Raw genomic sequence first — 22947 nt, forward strand, 5'->3', positions numbered from 1 at the left:
GCTCTCCTCGTGAGGGCGGGGGGTGCTCGGGCGGACCGAGCGTCAGGAACGGTGTCGTGCGACCGCGGTGGCGAACAGCTCCCGCCGCGCGGCGCGGTCGTCGTCGGTGGCCTGGACGCGGGACGGAGCGGCAAGATCCGCGTAGGTGGGTGGGGTCGCCTCGTGCAGCGCCCACCGCGCCACGGTGTCGCGCACCCTCCGGAGCACGTCGGCGTGGGACGGGTCGCCGGCGAGGTCGGTCATCTCGTAGGGGTCGGCGATCAGGTCGAACAGGGCTTCCCCGGCGGCGTCCGACCACAGCAGCTTGTACCGGCCGGCGCGGGCCATGCCCGCGATCTCATGCCTGCGGTCCTCGGCGAAGACGCAGTCGTGCCCCGCGGCCGGGTCGGTCAGGTCCTGGCCCGGCAACGGCGCCGCCGGCGACACTCCGCAGGTCGCGAGGACCGTCGGGGCGACGTCGATCAGTGAGGCGAGCCGGTCGGCGGCCTCGCCGGCGCGCCGGCCCTCCGGGAACTTGACCAGCAGCGGCACCTTCACCACCGGGTCGTACATCGGCCCGTCCTTGAGCAGCAGGTGGTGGAACCCGAGGTACTCGCCGTGATCCGCGGTGAAGATGATCAGTGTGTCGTCGTAGAGCCCGCGTTGCCGCAACGTGTCGAGCAAGAGTCCGACCTGGTGGTCCAGGTGCGAGATGGTGGCGTAGTAGTGCGCCATCACCCGCCGCAGCAGCGGCAGGGTCAGCGGCTCGTAGTCGAAGTACCTGCGCCGGTACCGTTCGTCGGCGGGCGGGATCGTGTCCGTCCATCCTGGCAGCGTCGTCAGCGCCGCCGGGTCGTACATCGTGTCCCAGCCGTCGGGCGGGTCGAACGGGTGATGTGGCTTGACGAACGACACGTGCAGCAGGTCCCCACCGCCGCCGGACCAGGCGGCCACGACCTTCCGTGCCCGCTCGCCGATCCAGGTGGTGGTGTGCCATTCCTCCGGCAGGTCCGACCGGCCGCTGCCGTACGTCGCCCAGTACGACTGTGGCGCCTTCGCGCGGAACTCCTGCTCCTGGTCCACGAGATCGGTCACCGGAGCCAGCCCGGCCGCCGCCAGCTCCCGGTGGTAGTCGTCGTCGTACCGGCCGGGCCCGTCCTGCTCCGCCAGTTCGAGACGGTCGTAGCCGACGTCGAGGTACGTCGGCGTGAAGTGCATCTTGCCGACCGCCGCCGTCCGGTATCCGGCCCGGCGTAACGCCCGGGGAAAGGTGTCGATGCCGGGCGCGAGCGTGGACCGGTTCGTCCAGCCGGCGTGCTGGCGGACGTGCAGGCCCGACAGCAGCGAGTACCGGGACGGGGTGCAGACCGGGAACGGGCAGTACGCGTTGCGGTAGCGGACCCCGTCACCGGCCAGCCGGTCCAGGTGGGGGGTACGGACGTCCGGGTTGCCGGCCGCGCCGAGGCAGTCCGCCCGGAACTGGTCGGCCTGGATGAGCAGCACATTCGGCGCCATCAGCGGCCGCCGTCGACACCGAACCCGAGCCGGGCGACCTCGGCGCGCAGCGCGGCCAGTCGCTCCGGGCCGAGTGAGGCGAGCGGCGCCCGGCAAGGCCCGCAGTCGACGCCGAACACCGAGCCCAGGGCCTTGAAGCCGGCCAGCTCGCCGGCCGGCCGCCCGGCCGCGTCGATGACCTGCTGCGCCAGGAGCTGACACTCCTGTGCCTGAGCCAGCTCCCCTCGGGCCGCGTGGTCGAGCATCCGCCGGAACAGCGGAGCGGCGAAGTTGTACACCGACCCGATCGCCGCCCGCGCCCCCCACTGCCAGGCGGCGAGCACCAGCTTGGCGACGCCGACGAAGACCTCCTGCTCGCCGGCCAGGTGCAGGCAGCGCTGCAGGTCCACCATGTCGTTGGCGGCGAACTTGACGCCGGCGAACGACGGGATCCTCTCCCGCGCCGCCGTGAGCACGTCGCTGGCCCGCAGGTTCACGCCGGTGATCGAAGGGATGTGGTAGTAGGTGAACGGCAGCGTCGGCGCCGCGTCGGCGATGGCCGCGCAGCCGTCCACCAGCGAGGCCACCGTCTCGGGCCGGTGGAAGTACGGGGCGACCGCCGAGATCGCCTTCGCCCCCGCCTCCTCGGCGTGGCGGGCGAGCGCGCGCGCCTCGGTGAGGCTCGCGTGCCCGACGTGGACGATGACGTCCAGCCGGCCGGCCGCGACCTCGCACCACCGCTCGACCAGCGCCATCCGCTCGGCCGTGGACAGCGCCGCGCCCTCTCCCGCGGTGCCCCCGACGAACGCCGCCGGCGACCCCCACGCGAGCAGCGCGTCCGCCTGCTTCGCGACGGTGTCGAGGGCCAGCTCGCCGGCCTCGTCGAACGGTGTGAACACCGCGGTCAGCAGCGCCATGTCCGTGCCGTCGGTGGAGTAGCGCAACCCTGTCATGAAGTTCCTTCCAGTTGGCCGGTGAGCAGGTCATGCCTTCGTGTCGACGAGGGTGACGAAGTTGCGGGGATCGGTGGCCAGGCCGGTGACGCGCTTGTCCAGTGCGAACAGCGATGGCTGGGTGGAGATCCCGATCGCCCAGGACTCGTCGGCCAGCACCCTGTTCAGCTCCGCGTACGCGGCCTTCTGGTCCTCCGGTGTGAGCGCGGAGCCGGCCGCGGCCACCGCGTCGACGTAGGCGGGCGGCACCTTGTCGCGGAACGTCGTGTTCTCCTTGCCCGGCAGCATCTGCCGGCCCCGGGCGATCAGCGACGGGCTCTGCATGTTGTTGGGCTGCGCGGCGACGGTGCACTGCAGTTTGCTGGCGAACAGCGCCTCAAGGTACGCGGCCTCTTCCTGCGGGGCGATCTCCAGCTCGAACCCGATCTTCTTCAGGTCCGCCTGGATGATCTGCAGCACCTCCACCTCTGGAGTTCCCGCGGCCACGCCCGCGACCGCCTTGCGCGCGCCACCGGACTGCGCCAGCAGTGCGGCCGCGGCGTCCGGATCGAACCCGTGTGAGTCGAGGTACGCCGGGTCGAACGCGGGCGACCGCGGCATGAACGCCGTGTAGATGGGCTCGCCGATGCCGAAGTTGACCTGCTTGATGATCCGATCGCGGTCGATGGCCCGCGCCAGGGCCTGCCGCAGCAGCTTGTCGTCGAAGGGCGGGATGGTGGCGTTCATGAAGAAGAGGATCATCCGGCCGCTGCCCCGCACCAGGGTGAACCGGTCCTTCAGCCGCTCGGAGTGCCGGAACCCGATGTAGGCGGCACCGTCGACGGATCCCGACTCGAGCGCGGCCACCAACGCGTCCTCGTCGGTGAAGAACCGGTACTCGACCTCGTCGAGGTACGGCTTGCCCGCATCGTGGAAGTCGGGATTCTTCTTCAGCGTCAGGCGCTGGTTGCGCCGGAACTCCCCTAGCCGGAACGGCCCGGAACCGGCCGGCTCGTGTTCGAGCTGCTCCGGGGTGTTCTTGTCCGCCGGAACGAGCGGGAACGCGAACATCCAGTCCATGACGAGCCCCTCCGGGGTGGGCGCCTTGAAGTCGACGCGTACGGTGCGGTCGTCGACCGCGGTCGCCGTGTCGATGAACGCCGACGGCTGCGCGAGGGTGAACGCGATATCGGGGTTCTGCGCCCGCTTGATACCGGCGACGACATCCGCCGCGCTGACCGCCGTACCGGAGTGGTATTTCGCCTCCCGCAGGGTGAGGGTGACCGACTTGTGGTCGGCGGCGAGCTCCCACCTCTCGGCGCCGGCGGGGATCGCCTCGTACGTGCCGTCGGTCGGATAGTCGACCAGGTACGTGTAGAAGGCATGGATGTGGATGTCGGTGTTGGTGAGGTACGGGTCGAACTGCATGATCTTGGTCGTACCGAGCGTGAGCTTGCCCCTGCCGGCGTCGCCGCCGCTGCCTGCGCCCGTGCCGGAACCGCAGGCGCTCAGCAGGGGCGCGGTGGCCAGCGCGCCGGTCACCGCCAGGCCGGTCCGTAGGAGCGCGCGGCGGGAGACAAGGCGGGAATCTCGCGGAGAAATGCTCATGGTCATTGCCCTCTGAGGTGAGAAGGGGGTGGAGGTCAGGTGAGCCGGATACGCGGATCTAGGACGCCGTAGGCCACGTCCACCAGGAGATTCAGCAGCAGGAACGTGGCGACGACGAACAGCACCCCGCCCTGCACCAGGGCGTAGTCGCGTTCCCCGATGGCGGTGTAGAGCAGCCGCCCGAGCCCGGGATAGTTGAAGACGGCCTCGATGACGACGGTGCCGCCGAGAAAGCCGCCGAGCTGGAGCCCGACGACGGTGACGGTCGGCAGTGCGGCGTTCCGCACGGCGTGCCGGCGGATCACGTCCCGTTCCGGTACGCCCTTGGCGCGGGCGGTACGGATGTAGTCCTTGCCCATCACCTCGCCCAGCGAGTTCGCGAGGAACCGGGCGGTGACGCTGGAGGTGTGCACGGCGATGGCGGTCGCCGGCAGGATCATGCTGGCCAGCGCGGCACCGGGATCCTGCCACAGGGGCACGAAATCGCTGGAGGCGGGCAGCCACCGCAATTGGACGGCGAGCACGATGATGAGCAGCAGACCGAGCCAGAACGCCGGCACCGCCAGGCCCGCCGTGAGGTAACCCTGCAGCACCCGGCCGACGGCCGAGTACGGCCGCAGCCCCACCACGATGCCGACCGGCACCGCGATGACCAGCGTCAGCACCAGCGTCAGCCCGGCCAGCTGCACCGTCGCCGGGATCCGGTCCATCAGCTCGGTGAGCACCGGCTGGCCCGAGTAGTACGACGCGCCGAGGTCACCGGTGACCGCGTGACCGAGCCAGATCCCGTACTGCGCCAGGAAGGGCTGGTCCAGCCCCATCCGGGCGCGGGTCGCGGCCAGCTCGGCGGCGCTCGCGTCCGGGCCGAGCAGCACCGCGGCCGGGTCGCCGGGCAGCAGGAGTACGAACGCCCACACCGCGACCGAGCCGAGCAGCAGCACCACCGCGAACTGCATCAGCCGGCGTACCAGATAGCCGTACATCTACACCGCTCCTCTGCCGAGGCCGCGGGCCGCCGCGCGCCGCCCGCCGCCACCCACCGCGAGCTGCAGGCCACGCCCGATCCGTTCCAGGAGGAAAACGGTGGCGGCCAGGCAGATCCCCGGGAACAGTCCGTAGGTCGGGCTCTGGTACAGGTACGATCGGGCGTCCTGCAGCATGCCGCCCCACGACGGCGCCGGCGGCGGAGTGCCGAGCCCGAGGAAGCTCAGTCCCGCTTCGATCACGACCGCCATCGACGCGGTGATGACGAACTGGACCATGACAGGACCGAGCACGTTCGGCAGTACGGTGCGGGTCATCGTGTCCGGCGTGCTCGCGCCCATCCCGCGGGCCGCCAGCACGAAGTCGCGCTCGCGCACCTCCATCGTCGCCACCCGGGTCAGCCGGGCGAACTCCGGTATCGCACCGATTCCGATCGCCAGGATCAGGTTGAGCAGGCCCGGCCCCAGCACCGCGATGATGACCAGTGCGAGCAGGATCCCGGGCACCGCCAGCAGCAGGTCGACCACCCGCATCGCGACCGCGTCGGCCCACCGTCCCAGGTATCCGGCGGCCAGACCCAGCGGGACCCCGATTCCCGCGCCGACCGCGGCGGCACCGGCCGCGACGAGCAGCGAGCCGCGAGCACCGTGGATCATCCGGGAGAGGAGGTCCCTGCCGAGCTGGTCGGTGCCGAGCCAGTGGGGCCCGGACGGGCCCAGCAAGGGCTCGCCGCCCTGCACGGCCGGGTCGAACGGCGCGACAACCGGCGCGAGCAGCGCCAGCACCGCGAGCGTGGCCAGCCCGACCGCACCGACGACGGCGGACCGGGACCGGGCGAACCGGCGTACCGCCGCCAGCCGTCGCCGTCGCCGTCTGGGCGCGACCGCCGGGTCGCCGGCGGGTGACGCGCTCATGCGCTCGGCTCCGGGAGCGGATGGGGACCTTCGTCGGCGAAGTGGCAGGCCGTGTGCCCGCCGGCGACGGGACTGAGCAAGGGTTCCTCCTCGGCGCAGCGGGCCACCGCGATCGGGCACCGCGTACGGAAGCGGCATCCCGACGGCGGATTCACCGGACTGGGGACATCGCCGCCCAGCGGCACACGGCGCCGGGTCTCGCGGCCGACCGGGTCCGGTATCGGCACCGACGCCAGCAGCGAACGGGTGTAGGGGTGGCGCGGGTCGTCGTACACCCGGGTCACCGGCCCGGACTCCACGATCTTCCCGAGGTACATGACAGCGACGTGGTCGGCGACCTGGCGGATCACCGAAAGGTCGTGGCTGACGAACAGGTACGCCATCCCGGACTCCCGCTGCAGGTCCGCCAGCAGGTTCAGCACCTGGGCCTGCACCGACACGTCCAGGGCGGACACCGGCTCGTCAAGGATCAGCAGCCGGGGCCGGGAGGCCAGGGCCCGCGCGATCGCCACCCGCTGGCGCTGACCGCCGGAGAACTCCGCCGGGAACCGGTCGGCGTGCTCCGGCCGCAGGCCCACGCGGCTGAACAGCTCGAGCACGTCCTCCCGCCGCCGCGCGCGAGGAAGGCGCTGCAGCCGTAGCGGCTCGGCCACGTTGTCGCCGACGGTCAGGCGCGGATTCAGCGAGGCGTACGGATCCTGGAAGACCATTTGCGCGCGCCGCCGGATCCGCCGCAGACCGGCCCGGCCCGCCCGCCCGACCTCGTCGCCCTCCACGAGGATCTGCCCGCCGACCGCGTCCACCAGTCGCAGGACGAGCCGCGCGAGCGTGGTCTTGCCGCAGCCGGACTCGCCGACCAGGCCCAGTGTTCCGCCAGGCGGGATGCGCAGCGAGACCCCGTCCACCGCGTGCACCCAGGAGGTCGCCCGCGCGAAGACCCCGGATCGCACCGGGAACCGGCTCACCGCATCCCGCACCTCCAGAACCGGCACGGCCGGCTCCGCCGCTTCTTCCGCTGTCGCCTCCGCCTCGCCCGCACCGGCCGGCGTGGCCACCGGATCCGCCGGTTCGCCGCTCAGCGGCTGCGCACCGGTTTCCGTCGCGGGCCGCGCCGCCGCCTCGTCCGGGAAGTGGCAGGCGCTCGCGCCGGTACCGGCCTCGTCGGCCGGCAACTCCGGCCGGGTCTGCACGCAGACGCTGCGGGCGCGGGAGGTCGGGCAGCGCGGCGCGAACGCGCACCCCGGCGGCATCTCGGTGAGGTCGGGCGGCTGTCCAGGGATCGGCAGCAGCCGTTCCGCCGTACCGTCGAGCCGGGGCAGCGAGCGCAGCAGGGCGGCCGTATAGGGGTGTCGCGGCCGGGTGAAGATCGAAGTGACGTCGCCGGTCTCCACGATCCGGCCGCCGTAGGTCACGGCGACCCGGTCGGCGGTCTCGGCGACCACGCCGAGGTCGTGGGTGATCAGCACGACGCCGGCGCCGGTCTCCTCCCGCGCCAGCCGGAGCACGTCGAGGATCTGCGCCTGGACGCTCACGTCCAGCGCCGTGGTGGGCTCGTCCGCGATCAGGACCTTCGGGCGGTTGGCGATCGCCATGGCGATCATCACCCGCTGGCACATCCCCCCGGAGAACTGGTGGGGGTACTGGTCGTAGCGGGCCCGCGGGTGGGGCACGCCCACCATCTCGAGCAGCTCCACGACACGCTCCCGTGCCGCGCCGGCCGTCAGTGCCCGGTCGTGCACCCGCAGCCCCTCGGCGATCTGGTCGCCGACCCGCCGAACCGGGTTGAGTGCGGAGATGGCGTCCTGAAAGATCATCGCCACGTCGCGCCCGAGCCGCCGCCGCAGCTCCACCTCCGGCAGGGTCAGCAGATCCATGCCGCCGAGCATCACCTCGCCGGAGACCCGCCGCAGGTTCGCCGTCTGGAGCAGGCCCAGCGCTGCGAGCACCGAAACGCTTTTGCCCGACCCGGTCTCCCCCACCACGCCGAGCGTCTCGCCACCGTAGACGTCGTAGGACATCCCGTCGACCGCGCGCACCACGCCCGCCGGCGTCGCGAACTCGACGACCAGGTCCCGCACGCGCAGCACCGGCTGGTCGGCACCGCCATCCGGCACGACGGGCGTGGTGCCGCTGTGGACGATGTCGTCTCGGACCACACCATCCAGGCCTCCACCTGACACCGGGCGACCTCCTCCGCACCGAAGACGAGTGCGTTGCTGCAAGATGTCCTACAGATTTCGTCACCGTAAGCTGCGCCCATCACAGTGTCAAGACTGGCAAGATATCCTACAAGTTGATACGAAGGGGGAGGTCGATTCCGAACGTGGCCACTCGAGAGGACGACGTGCAGCCGGAGTTCCGCCGGCTCGACAACGCACCTCCGCTGCACAAGATCGTGCAGCAGGAGATCAGAAACTACATACTCAAACAGGGACTGCGACCCGGTGACCCACTCAAACCGGAGTCCGAACTGGCCCGGCTGTTCGGGGTCAGCCGCAACTCGGTCCGCGAGGCGGTCAAGGCGCTGGAGTCCACCGGCGTCCTGGAGACGCGCCGCGGCAGCGGCGTCTACGTATGCCACTTCTCCTTCACCCCGCTGCTCGACCACCTCCCCTACGGGCTCATGCAGGACCATCGAGCGCTGCGAGAGCTGGTCGCGCTGCGAAAGACCCTCGAAGCCAGCCTGGTCGCCGACGCGATGCAGGCCATGACGCCCACGAGCATCGACGCTCTACGAGAGAACCTGGACACGATGCGCAGGCTCGCCGAACAGGGCCAAGGCTTCCCCGAGCAGGATCGCCAGTTCCACCAGCTCCTCTTCCGCGATCTCGACAACGCGATGCTGCTGAGGCTGTTCGACCAGTTCTGGCTCGCCTTCCACGCCGCGGCGCCACCACCGCGCGGCCGCACGCCGATGAATGCCTACCAAGGCCACGTCACCATCTTCGAAGCGATCCTCAGCGGCGATCCGGATCGGGCGCGGGCGGCGATCCAGGACCACTACATCGGCATCGAATCCAAACTCACCGAGACCCCGCCGCCCGATACGCCACCCGGAACGCCATCGGGCGAGACGACCACGGAGGCAGGCTGACCGGCGTGGGCGTCGGAATCGGTTTTTTGCCACCGCCGAAGTCCACGTCAGAGCGGGCACCCTGCCAGGATCGCCACCCTCCAGCAGCGCGGGGACTTCGCATGGAGAGGGCGGGTGAGCACGTTGATCGAGGATGGTGGCACGCGAACGCGGCCCTGTTCGGGGAAGCACGACACTCTAGAGAAGCGGCGTTTCACCGATGGCGGCGAGTAACAGGATCGGGAACTCCGGATCAGCCTGACCGACCGCGAGTGCGACCCATCGGCCGGCGCCCGGATGCCAGACGGACATCTCACCGCTGTACAGGCTGAGCTCGTTCAGCGGCTCAGGCACCGGCGAACTCTCACCCTCCAGGTCAGGCCACAGATCCACTACTTCGGGCCGGCCCCAGCGGGACGTCAGTGCGGTCACCAGCGCCTCGAAGGCGGTGGCGATCTCTTCCTCCGCCGCCTCGACGACATCCTCGCCGCGGCCGTCCCAGAAGTCCTGGCTGGCCTGCAAGAAGCACAGGTGGCTGCGCCGTCCGCTGGAGCGATACCCCTCCCACGCCTTGCCGGCCGGCTGCACCCGTTCCTCCTCCCGCGGAAAAGGGCGAGCCAGCAGGCTGTCGATGGTGGCGAGTCGATCTTCCAAGGTCATGCGGCAAGGTTAGGGACCCGGCGGAGGTTCTTGGCCACCGCACTGCGAATGGGTCGGCTGGACGCCCGTCGCGGCAGGACGTCACGATCAACCGCCCGCCCACCGGGCAGGCAGCGCGGAGTTCGGGTTGCGGTTGTGCCGGATGGTTCGCGAGCGATGCAACGCCCGCGAGTACGTCACCGAATACTCGGCGATGTGGATGGGCGACTCCTGGCTCGCCGCGGACAACCGGCCCTACGCCCTCGTCCGCAACCTGCGCTGGGTGACCGCGGCGCCCGAGGGCATCGTCCCCGCCACGAAGCCGGCCGCGGGCCGCCTCGGCTTCCGCATCTGGATGGATCCGCTGCAGACGGTGTTCCACAGCGGCCCCGGCGACGACTTCTTCCTCGTCGGTGCGGAAGAGGCGATAACGATCCCGCGAACGGACGTTCCCCCACGGATCGGCGCCCCGATTCCCACCCTGCTGCGCAACGACGACAGCGTCTTCACCCAGATCGAGCGGCACGGGCTGCCCACACCGCGGTCATGGGCCTGGGCAGACTAGGAGGTTTCTGAACCGGAGCCGGGGAAGCAGACGGGTGATCTCCCCGGGTGATCGGCCTAAGGGCAGATGTTCTGGTACGGCGCTCCGCCCAGGTACCGCTCCCATTCGGCGTGCGACAGCGGGCGCCCGACCCGCGCGCACACCTCCCGCGCGACCCGTTCCCCGTCGACGGAAACCGCGCGGACGGCCCCCTCCATCCCGACGTGCACGGCCGCCCCGTCGGCGCTGAACGCGAGCGACCACGGCTGGCCCTCCCGCAGCCGGTAGGCGCCGCCGAGCCGACGCCTGGCCTCGACGTCCCACAGTTGCAGCACGCCGTTCAACGAGGCGGTGGCGAGCGTCTTGCCGTCGGGTGAGAAGGCCAGGAAGTCGACTTCGTCAGCGGCACGGGGAAGGGCGGGGCGCAGTGCCGCCGGCCCGTCGGCGTTCCACAGCCCGACCCGCCCGGTGGTGCCTTCGTACGCGGCGAGGAGCCCTCCCCTGCTGATCGCGAGCGCATCCGTCGGCAGGAACCCGGCGCCCACCGGCTCGCCGGTGCCGACGTCGACGAACCTGCCGCTTTCCGGCGACACGTACGCCGTGCCGCCCGGCAGGAACGGCCCGCCCCGGGATGTCGTGTCGAACGAGCTCAGCACGCGCCCGTCGGCGGCGTCGAGCACCACTTCCTTGAACACCGTGCTCTGCCCGTACGCGACGGTCGTCGCGAGCCGCCGCCCGTCCGGGCTGAAGCGCATGTTGATCGGCATACCGCCCTTTCCGGGCATCGGCACCGACCAGAGCATGGCCTGGGTACGCAGGTCCCAGAACATGACCTTGCCGCCGGCGTCCCTGACCGCCAGCTTCGTTCCGAAGAAGTCGGCGATCAGCGGCCCTCCGTCCGTGGCGACCGGAAGGCGGGCGCTCTCCTTGCCGGCGCCCACGTCCCAGATCCGAAGCTGCTTGCCGGTTGCGATCGCGGCCAGCCTGCCGTCCCCGCCGAGGTAGGCCATCCCCGGCACGGCCGTCGCGCGGGTGCGCGAACGCAGGTCCATGCTGACGACGGCGTCGTCCATGACGTACCGGAGCGTGCTGCCGTCGGGATCGAACGCGACGTCGGCCAGATCGCCCTCGGCGCGGTGATCGAGCACGGTCTTCCGGGTGCGCAGATCCCAGACCTGCACATCTCTTCCACGGAAGGCGGCGAGGCGCCGGCCGTCCTGGCTGAAGCGTAACTGGCCGTCGGACCCGCAGGCGTCGCAGGAGATCGTGTCGCCGAGGGCGCGGCCCGAGGCGGCGTCGACGAGGACGATATCTGTCCCGCCGCAGGCCAGCGTCCCGCCGTCGCGGCTGAAGGCCACCGCCTTGGGCCGTTCCGCGCAGGCGGGGAACGGCCGTTCCATCCGCCACCCCGGCAGCGCGATCTGGTCGAGGCGGTCCCCCGGCAGCAGCAGGCGCCTGCCCGTGCGGTCCACGAGCGGATGTCTCACCGCCTTCCCGCCGCGCTGCCGGAAGACGGGCCTGCCGAACTGCTCGCCGGTCGAGACGTCGAGCAGGTAGTGGACGTCGTGCAGGCTGTACAGCAGCGTGAGCGTGGTCTCGTGCTCGCCGAACACGGCGCTGTAGCTGAACCCGGCTCGTGCGGGAAGCGGTCGTTCGAGCAGCTTCCTGCCGGTCTTCAGGTCCCAGACACCGAGCTTCTCGGTCGTGGTCTGGGCCAGCAGTCGCCCGCTGCGGCTCAGCGCCGGTGGATAGATGATGGTCCCGCTCAGCGTCATCCGGGGCCAGCTCGCCGTACGCCTGCCGGTGCGCACGTCGTACACGTTCACTCCGCCTTCGCTGGCGCTGACCAGCGTGCGGCCGTCGCGGCTGAGCAGCCGCCGCGCCACGCCCTTGACCGGCGGGTCGCGGAAGACGGCCGTCTCCTGCTGCTGAAGTGAGGCCGTCAGGCTGGAGCGGGCCTCCGGCTGCGCCGGCGAGATCCGCCAGGCCGCCACGCTCAGCAGCATCGCCAGGGACGGGTCGACGGTACGCTGCCGATCCGCCTCGGCCGCCGCCTGCCTGGCGGCAAGGATGTCGCGTTGCCGTGCCGTCTCCTGGCGCTGCCAGACGGCCAGCCCGCCGGCCACGAGCGACACCACCAGCAGCCCGGCCAGCGCGACCGTGGTGAGCGTCCGGCGCCTGGCCCGCCGTCTGGTGAGGTGGGTGCCGGCGCGCAGGAAGTCCTGTTCGAACGGGGTCAGCGTGACGTGCCGGCGACCGGTCGCGGCCCAGCTCAGCGCCTGCTCCAGGCGGCTGCCCTGGAGCACGTCCGCGTCGCGCCTGCCGTTCTCGGCCCAGTGGCGGGCGGCGACGTTGACGCTGTTCAGCATGGCAAGCCCGTCGCGTTCGGCCTCCACCCACCTGCGCAGTCTCGGCCAGGCGCGCAGCAGCCCGGGGCGCGACAGGGCCACCGTGCCGTCGTTGCTGACGATCACGTACGAGAACGCGTCCAGCACCCGCCTGACCGCAGCCGACTCCCCCTCGGGACGTCCCTCGAACAGCTCGTCATGCCCGGCCGAGCGTCCGGCCTCGTGCCCGTCCTCCCCGACGGTCACCAGCCTCAGGAACACCTCGGCCGCCACCTCCCGCTCCTCGGGGTTCAGCGACTCGAAGGCGTCCTCGGCGATCGTTCCCAGAGCGGGATCGCCCTGCGGCGCCGACCCGTGCACGCCCCGCGCGGTCCTGCTGCCCGCCGCCAGCAACCTCTCTGTCCCGGCGTCGTTCCCGCTGACCAGCGCCAGCAGCAGGTCACGGGCAGTGGGACGGGCGGCCGGGTCTTTTGCCATGGCCGCCTCGACCAGCGAGGCCAGGCGTGGCGGCAAGGCGCTCAGATCGGGCCGGTGCGACAGCACCCGATGCATGACGGCGCCCAGGTTGTCGGCGGCGAACGGCTCACGCCCCGTGGCGGCGAACACCATGATCGCGCCCCACGCGAACACGTCGGCCGGTGCGCCCGCCCGCTCCCCGATGAACACCTCGGGCGCCATGTACGCCGGCGTGCCCGACACCTCGCCGGTCCTGGTGAGCGACATGTCGGACGTGCGGGCGATGCCGAAGTCGATCACCCGTGGGCCGTCGGGCCCGAGCAGCACGTTGTCCGGTTTGAGGTCACGGTGCACGACTCCCGCGTCATGGATCGCCGTGAGCGCGGTGGCCACCGCGGTGGCCAGCCGATGCAGGTCGTCACCGGTGAACCGGCGCCCGTCCCGAACGGCCGCACCCAGGCTCGGCCCCGGCACGTACTCGGAGACGAGATACGGCCTGCGCCCGTCCAGGTCGGCGGCCAGCACGCGCGCCGTGCAGAACGACGACACCCGCCGCGCGGCCGTCGTCTCCTTCGCGAACCTGCCGCGGACCGCACGATCGTCGGCCGCGTGCAGCACCTTGACCGCGACCCGGTTGCCGTCGGCGTCGTATGCGTCGTACACGACGCCCTGCCCGCCCGACCCGAGCCGTCCTGCGAGCCAGTAGTTCCCGATGCGCTGGGGGTCCCGCGCGCTCAGCGCTTCCATGGCGGGTTAGATGTCGTCTTTCTGGCGAAGGTTGTCAAGCGAGCATCCCGATGTGCTGTTCCGCCACGGCACCTCAACGTGACCAAGATTCTCGAGGTATGCGGTAGAGATGATGGACCGTCTCGAACCACTCGCTGCTGATGGCGCCCTCAGTCGCCTTCTCGACCACCTTCAAGAAGGAGTTGAGCGTCACCTCGCTGTCCGCCGTCTCCGAGAAGGGCACGTCTCGTAGATACGGGCTCAGAACGTATCCGAGGCTTGCGGGATCGGGGTGATACGGAGTGATGTTGTCGATCAACTCTCCGTTCTCCAGATAGAACAGCTCGGTCGGACCATCGATGTCCGTCCATCCGAGCCCCAGCACGCGACGGCCGGCTTCACACAGAGCTTTCTGCAGACTCACTCGCCCGCAGACATGCCCGCTGAGACTGATGATCTGCGTCCACCCGGGAGCATGCGCCCCCAGCCAAACGATTTCTCCGTGTTCCGAGACGTCAGAGAACCATTGCATCGCAGTCTGGCGGTCACACAGCAGTTCGGACGACGAGTCGACGCGAAGCCGCATGGCAATCTCGCGCTCATCGCTCTCCGAGACCCATAGTCCTCGAAAATAGTCACCGAACCCGTACGCTCTGAGCAAGCCAAGCGGGCCCCCACCATTTAATGACATAACATAACAGTCCTTTATGGAGCACGGATGCCCGGGAGTTCGTGAACCAGATCGCACGCTACGGAACGATTCGCGTGTGCGCGACTCCCAGGCGTTCAGCGAGGCCCGGCTCGCCCGAGCGCGCTCCAGGGCCGGAGTGACGCGATGGCCCGGCGGTGCATGTCGGCCTTCGGAGTGCCGGCCTCCTCTCTCACGAGTGGAGGCCGTTTCCTTCACCTACTCACTCGCGTTGTCCGAGCTTGCGCCATAAGTATCGCCACGCGGGCTGAGGCTTCGCTTCATCCACCACCCCCGCATTCGATTCCGATGTTCGGTCAGTGTCGCGGAAGACCAGCGTCAACTTACCGATGAAGATGTTGCTCCAGTCCACCGACTCAGCTCTGACGTATCTGCCCACCACCATTACGGCGAGGACCCCCACGTACGATGCGAACCTAAGCCCAAGCGGAAGAAGCAAAATCCAGGGACTGCTGACCACCGCAGTGATCAGAGCCCCCACGGCTGATTACGCGGCGGGGCGAGGCCGAAGAGATCGTTTCATCTCTGCCTCCCTTTCGACTCGACGGGCCATCTGGGGCACATGCCCATGTCTCAATGGAGCCATGAGGCCGAGTCCACCCAGTTCGGCAGATTGCCGGTGGGACGGCGCATCCTCCTGGGGCGGACGCCCACAAACACGCACGCCAGACCACCGCAAGATGCTCAATCCAGCAGCACTTCGGTCGTCAAAGGGCAGCGCAGGAGCAAGCTTAGCCCGTCACAGAGACGTCGAAGGGGGATCCCAGCCGGTCAGTCACAAACGCCAGAGCTTCTCTGAATGCTCGCCATACACGCGGCAGGACGTCGTGCCGCAGCGACGCCATCCGCCGGGGACGCGGCCGCCGATCATCCGGTCGGCGCGTCCGCGCCCACGTCCGGACCGCTGAGGCTCGCTTCCGTCGCGTCGGGGCTCATGTCCTGGGTGCCTATGACGGACAGCAACTCCAGCTGGGCCGCACCCTGGCTGCCGGGCGGCGCGGTGAACCACAGCAGGCGCTGGCGGCCGTCCTCGCTGAACAGGCTGTGGCAGTCCACCTCGATGATCCCCAGGGCCGGGTGGACCAGGCACTTGTGGTCCGCCCGGCGCAGCGCCACGTCGTGGGCGTCCCACAGGGCGGCGAACTCGGCGCTGCGCCGCCGCAGCGCGGCCACCATCCGCACCACGTGGGCGTCGCGGCCGCGCCGGGCAGCGACCGCCCGCAGGTCGGACACGAAGACCCGGGAATGGTGCGGGTGCTCGTCCGGCGGGTAGAGCGCGCGGGCGGCGGGGTCGGTGAACCAGCGGTAGACGTAGCTGGCCTCCGGGCCGCGCCTCATCGGGTGCCGGCCGATCAGCGCGGCGGCCAGGTCGTTCTGTACGAGGGTCTCGTGCAGGTCAGTGATGATCATCGCGGGCGTCGTGGCCAGCCGGTCCAGCATGGCGAGCATGGCGGGCTGGACGTGCGCGGCCGGGCCGTGCGCCGCCGAGACAGGCCGGCCCGCGAGATGGAACAGGTAATCGCGCTCGTCACCCTCCAACCGCAGCGCGCGGGCGAGCGCGGCCAGCGTCTGGGCCGACGGCTGGGCGCCGCGCCCGCGCTCCAGCTCGGTGTAGTAGTCCGCCGACAAGCCCGCGAGCTGCGCGACCTCCTCCCGGCGCAGCCCTGGCACCCGGCGCCGGGGGCCGGCGGGCAGGCCGACGTCGGCCGGCCGGACCCGGGCACGGCGAGTCTTCAGGAACGCGGCGAGTTCGCGGAGGTTCACCTCTCCATCGTGACCCCTGGCGGCCGGTCGTAGCCAGGGGATGACAACCCCTGGGTGAACACAGCCCTGGCCGGCGGGCGGGTCGCGGGCGAGCGTGGACGTCACCCCGCCTCCACGGGCCAGTGGACGGGAACCCGCTACCCACCCCAGGAGATCTCTTCATGCGTGTCATCACCCAGCGCGCCCTCGGCGGGCCCGGCAAGCTCGTGCTCGTGCCCTGACGGCGGCCGCACCCCTGCTCCCTGAACCACCGAAGACCCCGTACCAAGGAAGGCAAGGAGAATCATGAGACGCGGTATCGCCCTACTTCTCGGCGCGGTCATCGCGGCGGGCCCCAGCCTGCCCGCGCACGCGCACCCCGGCCACCCGACGCCCACGACACCCGCCGCGACGCCCGCGGCGGCCGACCCGACCTACGGGAAAGGGTGGCAGGCGCGGGCGTCGATCGGCGGCGGGCCCCGCCAGGAGCACAGCGTCGCCGCGCTCGGCCACCGGGTCTACGTCCTCGGCGGCATCGTCCCCGACCCGGCCGGCGGCGTCGTCACCACCGGCCGGGTGGAGGTCTACGACACCCGGCGCGACACCTGGTCGGAGGCGGCCCCGCTGCCCGTCGCGATGAACCACCCCAACGTGGCGACGGTCGGTGGCCGGATCTACGTGCTCGGCGGGCTGTCCGGCGGCGCGTCGTGGCAGGCCCTGCGTGACAGCTTCGTGTACGACCCGCGTACCGACCGGTGGACGCCGTTGCCGCCGATTCCGGCCGGCATGGAGCGGGGAAGCGCCGCGATGGGCGTGCGCGGGACGAAGATCTATCTCGCGGGCGGCATGCGCACGCTGACGCCCGGCCCCGGCGGCCTGCAGGACACGGTGGCCCTCGTGTCGTCGTACGACGTCGTGACCGGCCGGTGGGAGAGCCTGCCGAGCCTGCCGCAGGCGCGCGACCACGTCGGCGGCGCCATCATCGGCTCGACCTTCTACGTGCTCGGCGGCCGCGACCGGGGACAGGTCAACGTGCGCGACACCGTGTACGCGCTCGACCTGCGCTCCCGCCGCTGGTCGGAGCGGGCGCCGATGCCGACGGCCCGGGGCGGGATCGCCGCCGCGGCCGTGGGCGGCACGATCTACACGTTCGGCGGCGAGGGCCGGCACGACGGAACGAACCCGAACACGGTCTTCTCCGAGACCGAGGCGTACGACGCGGCGCGCGACCGCTGGGTGCGCCTGGCGCCGATGCCGGTGCCCCGGCACGGGACCGCCGCCGTCGCGGTGGGCGGCACGATCTACATCCCCGGTGGCGGCACCGCGGGCGGGGCGGCTCCCGTGGACGTCAGCGACGCCTACCGGCCGAAGGCCGCCCCGTAACCGAGAATGACGGCCTCCGACCTGCGGCTTCTCAGCCGCAGGTCTTCCGCTTCGCGGACCTTGACAGGCGGCCGCAGGACCATGATCCGGGGATATGGTGCCCCGCTCATGTGGCCCAGGCTGCTCGGGGTACGGGGTGAAGAACGCGAGTCGAGGCGAACCAGTCCCGATCGAGGAAACGCCCGGTGATCCGCCCGACCATGCAGAGCAGGAGGTGAAGCTCCTGCGTGCCGGACATGCCGAGCTCCAGCTCAAGCCCTTCCGCATGCACCGCGTACTCGGGTACGCTCACCGGCGCGCCGTCGACATAGGGCGGATCGATCTCATCGACCAGCGCGCCGTCCTGGTACAGATACAGGTGGTCGAGCTCGCCCAGTCCTCCGTTGTGGAACATGGTGAGAAGCCGCCGTCCTCCCGCGCTGAGCGCCTTGGCCTCCGCAGCCGTGTGAAAGCCGCTGAGCCAGAGGATGTGGGTCCAGCCGGGCGCGTGGGACCCGATCCAGATGACCTCATCGTCCAACGACTGCTCATACCTGGCCATCGCCTCGTCGAAGCCGCACTCCACGCGCTGGCCCGGATCCACCCGCAACCGCCGCGCCAGTTCCTCCGGGTCGTCGCCTTCGACCCAGATCGCGGCGAACCCGCTGCCCAGCCCAAATTCGCGCAGCAGGTCCCACTGATTCTCTGAGGGCAGCAGCCCGACCATGCAACCATCGCCTTCTCCGCCGGCTCGGCGGGCGCCTGAGGGCATCCAGCCCATGCGTACCTCCCCTTGAGTATCGCGGGCGCAGCCGTACGACATGCAATGGAATTCCTTCCGGAACGAGCCGTACGGCGACGCTTGCCCGGGCACCGGGTCGCTTGACATGCTCGCGCCCGTGATCGATGCCCATCGCCCCGTCGAGGCCACCCGACGGCTCGATCCGCTGCCATGAGACCACGTGCGTTCTCATGCGCAAGAGCCTGTGACTTCAGGCCCCTACGGCGAAAATCGTTTGCTCCGCGTGGCGGGCTCAGGAAACGTGGTGTTCATGAGGCTTTGACGGACACCACCCCCTGCTCCGAGATGCCACGGCGCCGGCTCGCGCCGTGATGCCGCCTGCCCGCACCCAGTTCAGTGAAGAGAGCGTCTTTGTCCCAGCAATCCCCCGCCGTCGGACCAGCCACCGTCACCGTGTTCGCCTCCCCCACCAGCTGGATCGAGTCCGACGCCGTCGCGCAGTGCCACCAGGTGGCCGCCCTCGACGGCATGACCCATGTCGCCGCCATGCCGGACCTGCACCCCGGCAAGGGCGCCCCCATCGGCGCCGCCATGGCGTCGACCGTCCTGTACCCGTTCCTGGTGGGCTCCGACATCGGGTGCGGCATCGCCGTGTTCCCCGTCAAGCTCAGGCGCGCCGTACCTGAGAAGCTCGCCGCCCGGTTCCCCGATCTCGACCGCGCGCTTGACCCCGAGCAGGATGCCGACGACCCGGCCTGGGACGTGGTGAAGGGCGACATCATCCCCGCGGGCCACGTCGAAGGCCTCGGGACGGTCGGCCGGGGCAACCACTTCGTCGAGCTGGCGCGCATCGGGGCCGTCTTCGAGCCCGGCCACGCGAGCCGGCTCGGACTCGCCGCCGGCGACCTGGTCCTCATCGTCCACAGCGGTTCCCGAGGGCTCGGCGAACGGATCCTGCGTGCGCACACCGAGGCCCACGGCGCGGGCCCCGCCCCCGATCCCGATGCCTATCTGGCGATGCATGACGACGCCGTACGCTGGGGGTCGCTCAACCGGCGGCTGCTGGCCGCCCGGGTCGCCCGCGCGCTGGGCGCGGAGCCCGCCGAGGCGATCGTCGACCAGTGCCACAATCTGGTCGAGATCCGCGACGGGATCTACCTGCACCGCAAGGGTGCGGCGCCGGGTGACGGCCGCGACGTGCTCATCGCCGGCACGCGAGGCACCCCTTCCTACCTCGTGGCCGGCCACGCAGGGCCGGACGCCGGCCACTCCGTGGCACACGGCGCGGGCCGCAAGATGTCGCGGGCCGACGCCCTGCGCCGCGGCCGGGCCAAGCACACGGTCGAGGAGCTGCGCCGTACGCCCGTGGGGTCGCTGGTGGTGTGCGGCGACCGCCAGCTGCTCTTCGAGGAGGCGCCGACGGCCTACAAGCGCATCGAGCAGGTCATCGCCGACCTCGTCGAGCATGACCTGGCCACGCCCATAGCCACCACGATCCCCCTGGTCACGTACAAGACGCCCGACCTCGCGTCCACGCCCGGAAGGGACCGCCGGGACCAGCGCCGCAAGCGGGGGCGGCCGTGAGCGTCCACCTGCTCCTGTCGGCCGGGCGCGGCCCGCAGGAGTGCGCCTGGGCACTGGCCCGGCTACTGCGCCGCCTGGAAACCGACGCCACCAGGCAGGGTCTGGAGACCCATCGGGCCCACACCGTCCCCGGTGACCGGCCGGGCACCTACCGATCGGCCCTCATCCGGATCGCAGGCGACGGCGCCGAGACGTTCGCCGCCTCATGGAGCGGAACCCTGTGCTGGCAGGCCCCCAGCCCTTACCGGGCCAGGACCGGCCGGAAGAACTGGTACGTCATCGCCCGACCGTGCCAGGTCGACACCCCGCGCACGACGTTCGACGAAGCGGACGTCGACATCGTCGCCTGCCGCACCGGCGGCCCCGGCGGGCAACATCGCAACAAGGCCAGCACGGCCGTACGGGCCACCCATCGGCCCACCGGGATCGTCATCGTGGTCGACACCGAGCGGCGGTTCAGCCTCAACCGCCGCATCGCCATGCGGCTGCTGCGGCAGCGCATCGAGCACGGCGACGAGGCAGCGGAGCGCGCCGTCACCACAGCCCGCTGGCGCATCCACGACGAGCTCGTACGCGGCGACCCCACCCGCGTCGAACGCCCGGTACGGTCTCCACGCTGACCCGGGAATCCGGCCAGGTGGGCGGGTGCGTGACCACGGGTCCTGCCTGCGATGAGTTCCGGCGCTCCGCCGGGTCTCCACTCCCGACGATTTCTACGACCAAGGAGAGGTTTCGTGGGCAAGGTCATCTACTGGATGAACACCTCGATCGACGGCTACATCGAGGATGCCGAGGGCGGCATGGACTTCCAAGACCCGGGCGAGGACTTTCACCAGGCGGCGAACGACCACGTTCGCCGGATCGCGGCGTTCCTGTTCGGGCGGCGGCTGTACGAGGCGATGGAGAAGCCCTGGACGCAGGACCTCGGCAAGGAAGGCGCCCCGGCCGTCGAGCGGGAGTTCGCCCGGTTGTACAAGGAGACGCCGCGGTACGTCTTCTCCGACACCCTCCGGACCGTCCCCGAAGGGGTCACGATCGTCCGTCGCGAGGACGCCGTGTCCGAGGTGACGCGCCTCAAGCGGGAGATCGACGGCACCCTCCAACTCGGCGGCCCCGAGCTGGCCACCTCCGTGCTGGACCTGATCGACGAGTTCTGGGTGTACGCGTTCCCCGTGATCGTCGGGGGCGGCAAGCCGTACCTGCCCGTGGGGGAAGTACTGCGGCTGCGCCTGGTCGAGCACCGTTCCTTCGCCTCGGGAATCATGTTCCGCCGCTACGTACGGTCCTGACCGGTCCGGGAGCGGACCCGCGCTAGCCGGGGCGAGGGACGCCTGTGGCCCGGCGCGGCGGCACTGGCGGCGCAACGAGGGCCGGACCCGTTTGGAGGGGGTGGCGGGAGGGCAAGCGCTGATCATGCCGGAGTGGTTGCAGGCGGGCGGGTGGGGGCTGCTGGCCGGGTTCGCGCTCGTGCTGGGAGCGCTGGCCGGGTACACGGTCCGGCTGCCACAACGGCTGATCGCGTCGGTGATGGCGTTCGGCGCCGGGGTGCTGATCTCCGCGGTGTCGTACGAGCTGATCGAGGAGGCGCACCGCCGCGCGGGACTGGCTCCCGCGGTGGTGGGTGCCGTGTCCGGCGCGGTCCTCTACACCGTCTGCAACGTCCTGCTGGCGCGGCGTGGAGCCAGGCATCGCAAGCGCTCCGGTGACCGGCATCCGTCGCAGCAGGAGGGGTCGGGGACGGCGATCGCGCTGGGCGCGGTGCTCGACGGGGTGCCGGAGTCGCTGGTCATCGGCGCGAGCCTGCTCGGCGGGGGTGCGGTGAGCATGGTGACCGTGGCGGCCGTGTTCATCAGCAACGTGCCCGAGGGCCTGTCCAGCGCGGCCGGCATGCGCCGGGCCGGGCGATCCAGGACGTACGTGTTCGGGTTGTGGATCGGGATCGCCGGGGTCAGCGGCCTGTCGTCGCTGGCCGGGTACGCGCTCCTGGGGCAGGCGCCCGCGGCCGTGCTGGCGGGCATCATCGCGCTGGCCGGCGGAGCGATCCTCACCATGATCGCTGACACCATGATCCCCGAGGCGTTCGAGTCCTCGCACCTGCTGACCGGTCTCATCACGCTGGCCGGTTTCCTGGTCGCGTTCGCCGTGTCGAAGGCCGGCGGTTGAGCGCTGCGGTATCGCTCGCCTGGCGCGCGGGAAACGCCTACGGCCTGTTTGCCGCTCACGCTGCCGAGCGCGTGGACATCGCCTGATCACCGCCGCCGCAGACCCTACGCAATGCGTACGGCACGCGGGCCCGCGCCTGGTCACTCGTCGTCCTGATCCGCCGGCTCCGCGGGCGGTGCGATCTGCAGGGGTGTCGCGGCCCCGGCGGCGAGCTCGCGCCCTTGACTCAGGGTGTGGTCAAGCTGCCTGGCCAGGTGTGGGAGGGTCGCCGGAGGGAGGTATCCGTCAGCGCCCGCGTCGAGCAGTCGCCGGACCGGGCCGTGGTACTGCACTCCGAGTTCGTGGTCCTCGATCTCGGCGACGATGACGCGAGCTTTCGGGAACATCGATCGAAGCGCTGCGATCAGCTGCGGGCTTCCCGGGGGCACCAGCAGCACGTCGGTGGTCGCGGGAGCCGCGTGCATGTCGAGCACCACGTAGTCCGCCCCGAGCTGGGTGGACAGCGCAACCCTCGCCGCGGTCGACAGCTCCATCGCGGTAGCCACGACGGTCACGCCCGCGTGGTCGATCGGCACTTGGTCGTCGCTCTCGTCCGGCGTGTCGCGATCGACGACGGCGCCCTGGATCACGTCGATGGTGCTGGAGATCGTCGCGATCGACTCGCCGTCACGCGTGAGGATCAGGTTCTCACCGGGCTCGAGGGCGTCGATGAGCGCCACGACGTCGTCGGGAAGGCGGGTCACGTCGATGCGCTGCGTGGAGCGTGAGGCGCGTTTGCGGATCACCATGCCTCGGGCAGGCCGTTCAACCAGATCATCACCTATGCCCCCTCTTGTGCTGTGATCTTTGTTGGATGCCGCTCCGCGACCATTGGTTCGGCACCACGCCGCGGTTTCCCGCAGACCCTCCGGCGACGAACACCAGCTCGGCCTCGTAGCCTCGGCCTC

The 22947-nt window shown here is 70.8% G+C and carries 19 protein-coding genes; 7 read left to right on the forward strand and 12 right to left on the reverse strand.

Annotated elements, in window-relative coordinates:
* Positions 1–42 precede the first annotated feature (42 nt).
* Genes ACZ6SA_RS23945 through ACZ6SA_RS23970 form a run of 6 tightly spaced genes read right to left on the reverse strand, consistent with a single transcriptional unit; the run spans position 43 to position 8067 of the window.
* Positions 43–1494 carry a sulfatase-like hydrolase/transferase gene (locus ACZ6SA_RS23945; RefSeq protein ID WP_465830474.1) on the reverse strand — a complete coding sequence of 484 codons (1452 nt, stop codon included), beginning with the start codon at positions 1492–1494 and terminating at the stop codon, positions 43–45.
* Positions 1494–2426 (reverse strand): dihydrodipicolinate synthase family protein, encoded by a 933-nt coding sequence (locus tag ACZ6SA_RS23950; protein WP_465830476.1) that lies wholly within the window; start codon positions 2424–2426, stop codon positions 1494–1496. The genes ACZ6SA_RS23945 and ACZ6SA_RS23950 overlap by 1 nt, the downstream gene beginning before the upstream one ends.
* A gap of 30 nt (positions 2427–2456) precedes the next feature.
* Entirely contained in the window at positions 2457–4013 is a 1557-nt protein-coding gene (locus tag ACZ6SA_RS23955) for an ABC transporter substrate-binding protein (RefSeq protein WP_465830479.1), read from the reverse strand.
* Between the two features lie 35 nt (positions 4014–4048).
* Positions 4049–4996 carry an ABC transporter permease gene (locus ACZ6SA_RS23960; RefSeq protein ID WP_465830481.1) on the reverse strand — a complete coding sequence of 316 codons (948 nt, stop codon included), beginning with the start codon at positions 4994–4996 and terminating at the stop codon, positions 4049–4051.
* On the reverse strand, positions 4997–5911 hold the full coding sequence (locus ACZ6SA_RS23965; protein WP_465830483.1) for an ABC transporter permease: 915 nt from the start codon (positions 5909–5911) through the stop codon (positions 4997–4999).
* A complete protein-coding gene (locus ACZ6SA_RS23970) occupies positions 5908–8067 on the reverse strand; it encodes a dipeptide ABC transporter ATP-binding protein (protein WP_465830485.1) in 2160 nt (719 codons plus the stop codon). Before ACZ6SA_RS23970 ends, ACZ6SA_RS23965 begins: the two co-directional genes overlap by 4 nt.
* A 167-nt stretch (positions 8068–8234) precedes the next feature.
* Between ACZ6SA_RS23970 and ACZ6SA_RS23975 the strand changes: the two genes are divergently transcribed.
* On the forward strand, positions 8235–9005 hold the full coding sequence (locus ACZ6SA_RS23975; protein ID WP_347645803.1) for a FadR/GntR family transcriptional regulator: 771 nt from the start codon (positions 8235–8237) through the stop codon (positions 9003–9005).
* A 177-nt stretch (positions 9006–9182) separates the two neighbouring features.
* Here ACZ6SA_RS23975 and ACZ6SA_RS23980 read toward each other — a convergent pair whose 3' ends face one another.
* Positions 9183–9644: a hypothetical protein gene (locus ACZ6SA_RS23980; RefSeq protein ID WP_465830487.1), complete on the reverse strand. Its 462-nt coding sequence runs from the start codon at positions 9642–9644 to the stop codon at positions 9183–9185.
* 142 nt (positions 9645–9786) lie between these two features.
* On the opposite strand from ACZ6SA_RS23980, the gene ACZ6SA_RS23985 reads away from it, so the two are divergent.
* Positions 9787–10188: a hypothetical protein gene (locus ACZ6SA_RS23985; RefSeq protein WP_465830489.1), complete on the forward strand. Its 402-nt coding sequence runs from the start codon at positions 9787–9789 to the stop codon at positions 10186–10188.
* A 56-nt stretch (positions 10189–10244) separates the two neighbouring features.
* On the opposite strand, the gene ACZ6SA_RS23990 is transcribed toward ACZ6SA_RS23985, so the two are convergent.
* The 3 genes from ACZ6SA_RS23990 to ACZ6SA_RS24000 form a co-directional block, all read right to left on the reverse strand.
* A complete protein-coding gene (locus tag ACZ6SA_RS23990) occupies positions 10245–13718 on the reverse strand; it encodes a WD40 repeat domain-containing serine/threonine protein kinase (RefSeq protein ID WP_465830491.1) in 3474 nt (1157 codons plus the stop codon).
* 73 nt (positions 13719–13791) lie between these two features.
* Positions 13792–14283 carry a hypothetical protein gene (locus tag ACZ6SA_RS23995; RefSeq protein WP_443152163.1) on the reverse strand — a complete coding sequence of 164 codons (492 nt, stop codon included), beginning with the start codon at positions 14281–14283 and terminating at the stop codon, positions 13792–13794.
* Between the two features lie 990 nt (positions 14284–15273).
* The gene (locus ACZ6SA_RS24000; protein ID WP_443152162.1) at positions 15274–16170 is read right to left on the reverse strand and encodes an MmyB family transcriptional regulator; all 897 of its coding nucleotides are present in this window, start codon (positions 16168–16170) and stop codon (positions 15274–15276) included.
* 285 nt (positions 16171–16455) lie between these two features.
* Between ACZ6SA_RS24000 and ACZ6SA_RS24005 the strand changes: the two genes are divergently transcribed.
* A complete protein-coding gene (locus tag ACZ6SA_RS24005; RefSeq protein WP_465830494.1) occupies positions 16456–17532 on the forward strand; it encodes a Kelch repeat-containing protein in 1077 nt (358 codons plus the stop codon).
* A gap of 106 nt (positions 17533–17638) precedes the next feature.
* Here ACZ6SA_RS24005 and ACZ6SA_RS24010 read toward each other — a convergent pair whose 3' ends face one another.
* Positions 17639–18238 carry a hypothetical protein gene (locus ACZ6SA_RS24010; protein WP_465830496.1) on the reverse strand — a complete coding sequence of 200 codons (600 nt, stop codon included), beginning with the start codon at positions 18236–18238 and terminating at the stop codon, positions 17639–17641.
* A 426-nt stretch (positions 18239–18664) separates the two neighbouring features.
* Here ACZ6SA_RS24010 and ACZ6SA_RS24015 point away from each other — a divergent pair, with 426 nt between their 5' ends.
* The 4 genes from ACZ6SA_RS24015 to ACZ6SA_RS24030 all read left to right on the forward strand — a co-directional run bounded on the left by ACZ6SA_RS24015 (position 18665) and on the right by ACZ6SA_RS24030 (position 22000).
* Positions 18665–19837, forward strand: coding sequence for an RNA ligase RtcB family protein (locus ACZ6SA_RS24015; RefSeq protein ID WP_465830498.1), 1173 nt, complete (start codon positions 18665–18667; stop codon positions 19835–19837).
* Entirely contained in the window at positions 19834–20457 is a 624-nt protein-coding gene (gene prfH, locus ACZ6SA_RS24020) for a peptide chain release factor H (protein ID WP_465830500.1), read from the forward strand. Before ACZ6SA_RS24015 ends, prfH begins: the two co-directional genes overlap by 4 nt.
* A 114-nt stretch (positions 20458–20571) precedes the next feature.
* Positions 20572–21126, forward strand: a complete 555-nt coding sequence (locus ACZ6SA_RS24025) for a dihydrofolate reductase family protein (protein ID WP_465830502.1) — start codon at positions 20572–20574, stop codon at positions 21124–21126.
* A 100-nt stretch (positions 21127–21226) separates the two neighbouring features.
* The gene (locus ACZ6SA_RS24030) at positions 21227–22000 is read left to right on the forward strand and encodes a ZIP family metal transporter (protein ID WP_347645792.1); all 774 of its coding nucleotides are present in this window, start codon (positions 21227–21229) and stop codon (positions 21998–22000) included.
* A gap of 140 nt (positions 22001–22140) precedes the next feature.
* On the opposite strand, the gene ACZ6SA_RS24035 is transcribed toward ACZ6SA_RS24030, so the two are convergent.
* Positions 22141–22788 (reverse strand): hypothetical protein, encoded by a 648-nt coding sequence (locus ACZ6SA_RS24035; protein WP_465830505.1) that lies wholly within the window; start codon positions 22786–22788, stop codon positions 22141–22143.
* Positions 22789–22947 lie beyond the last annotated feature (159 nt).

Source organism: Nonomuraea sp. NPDC049378, from assembly GCF_055586745.1.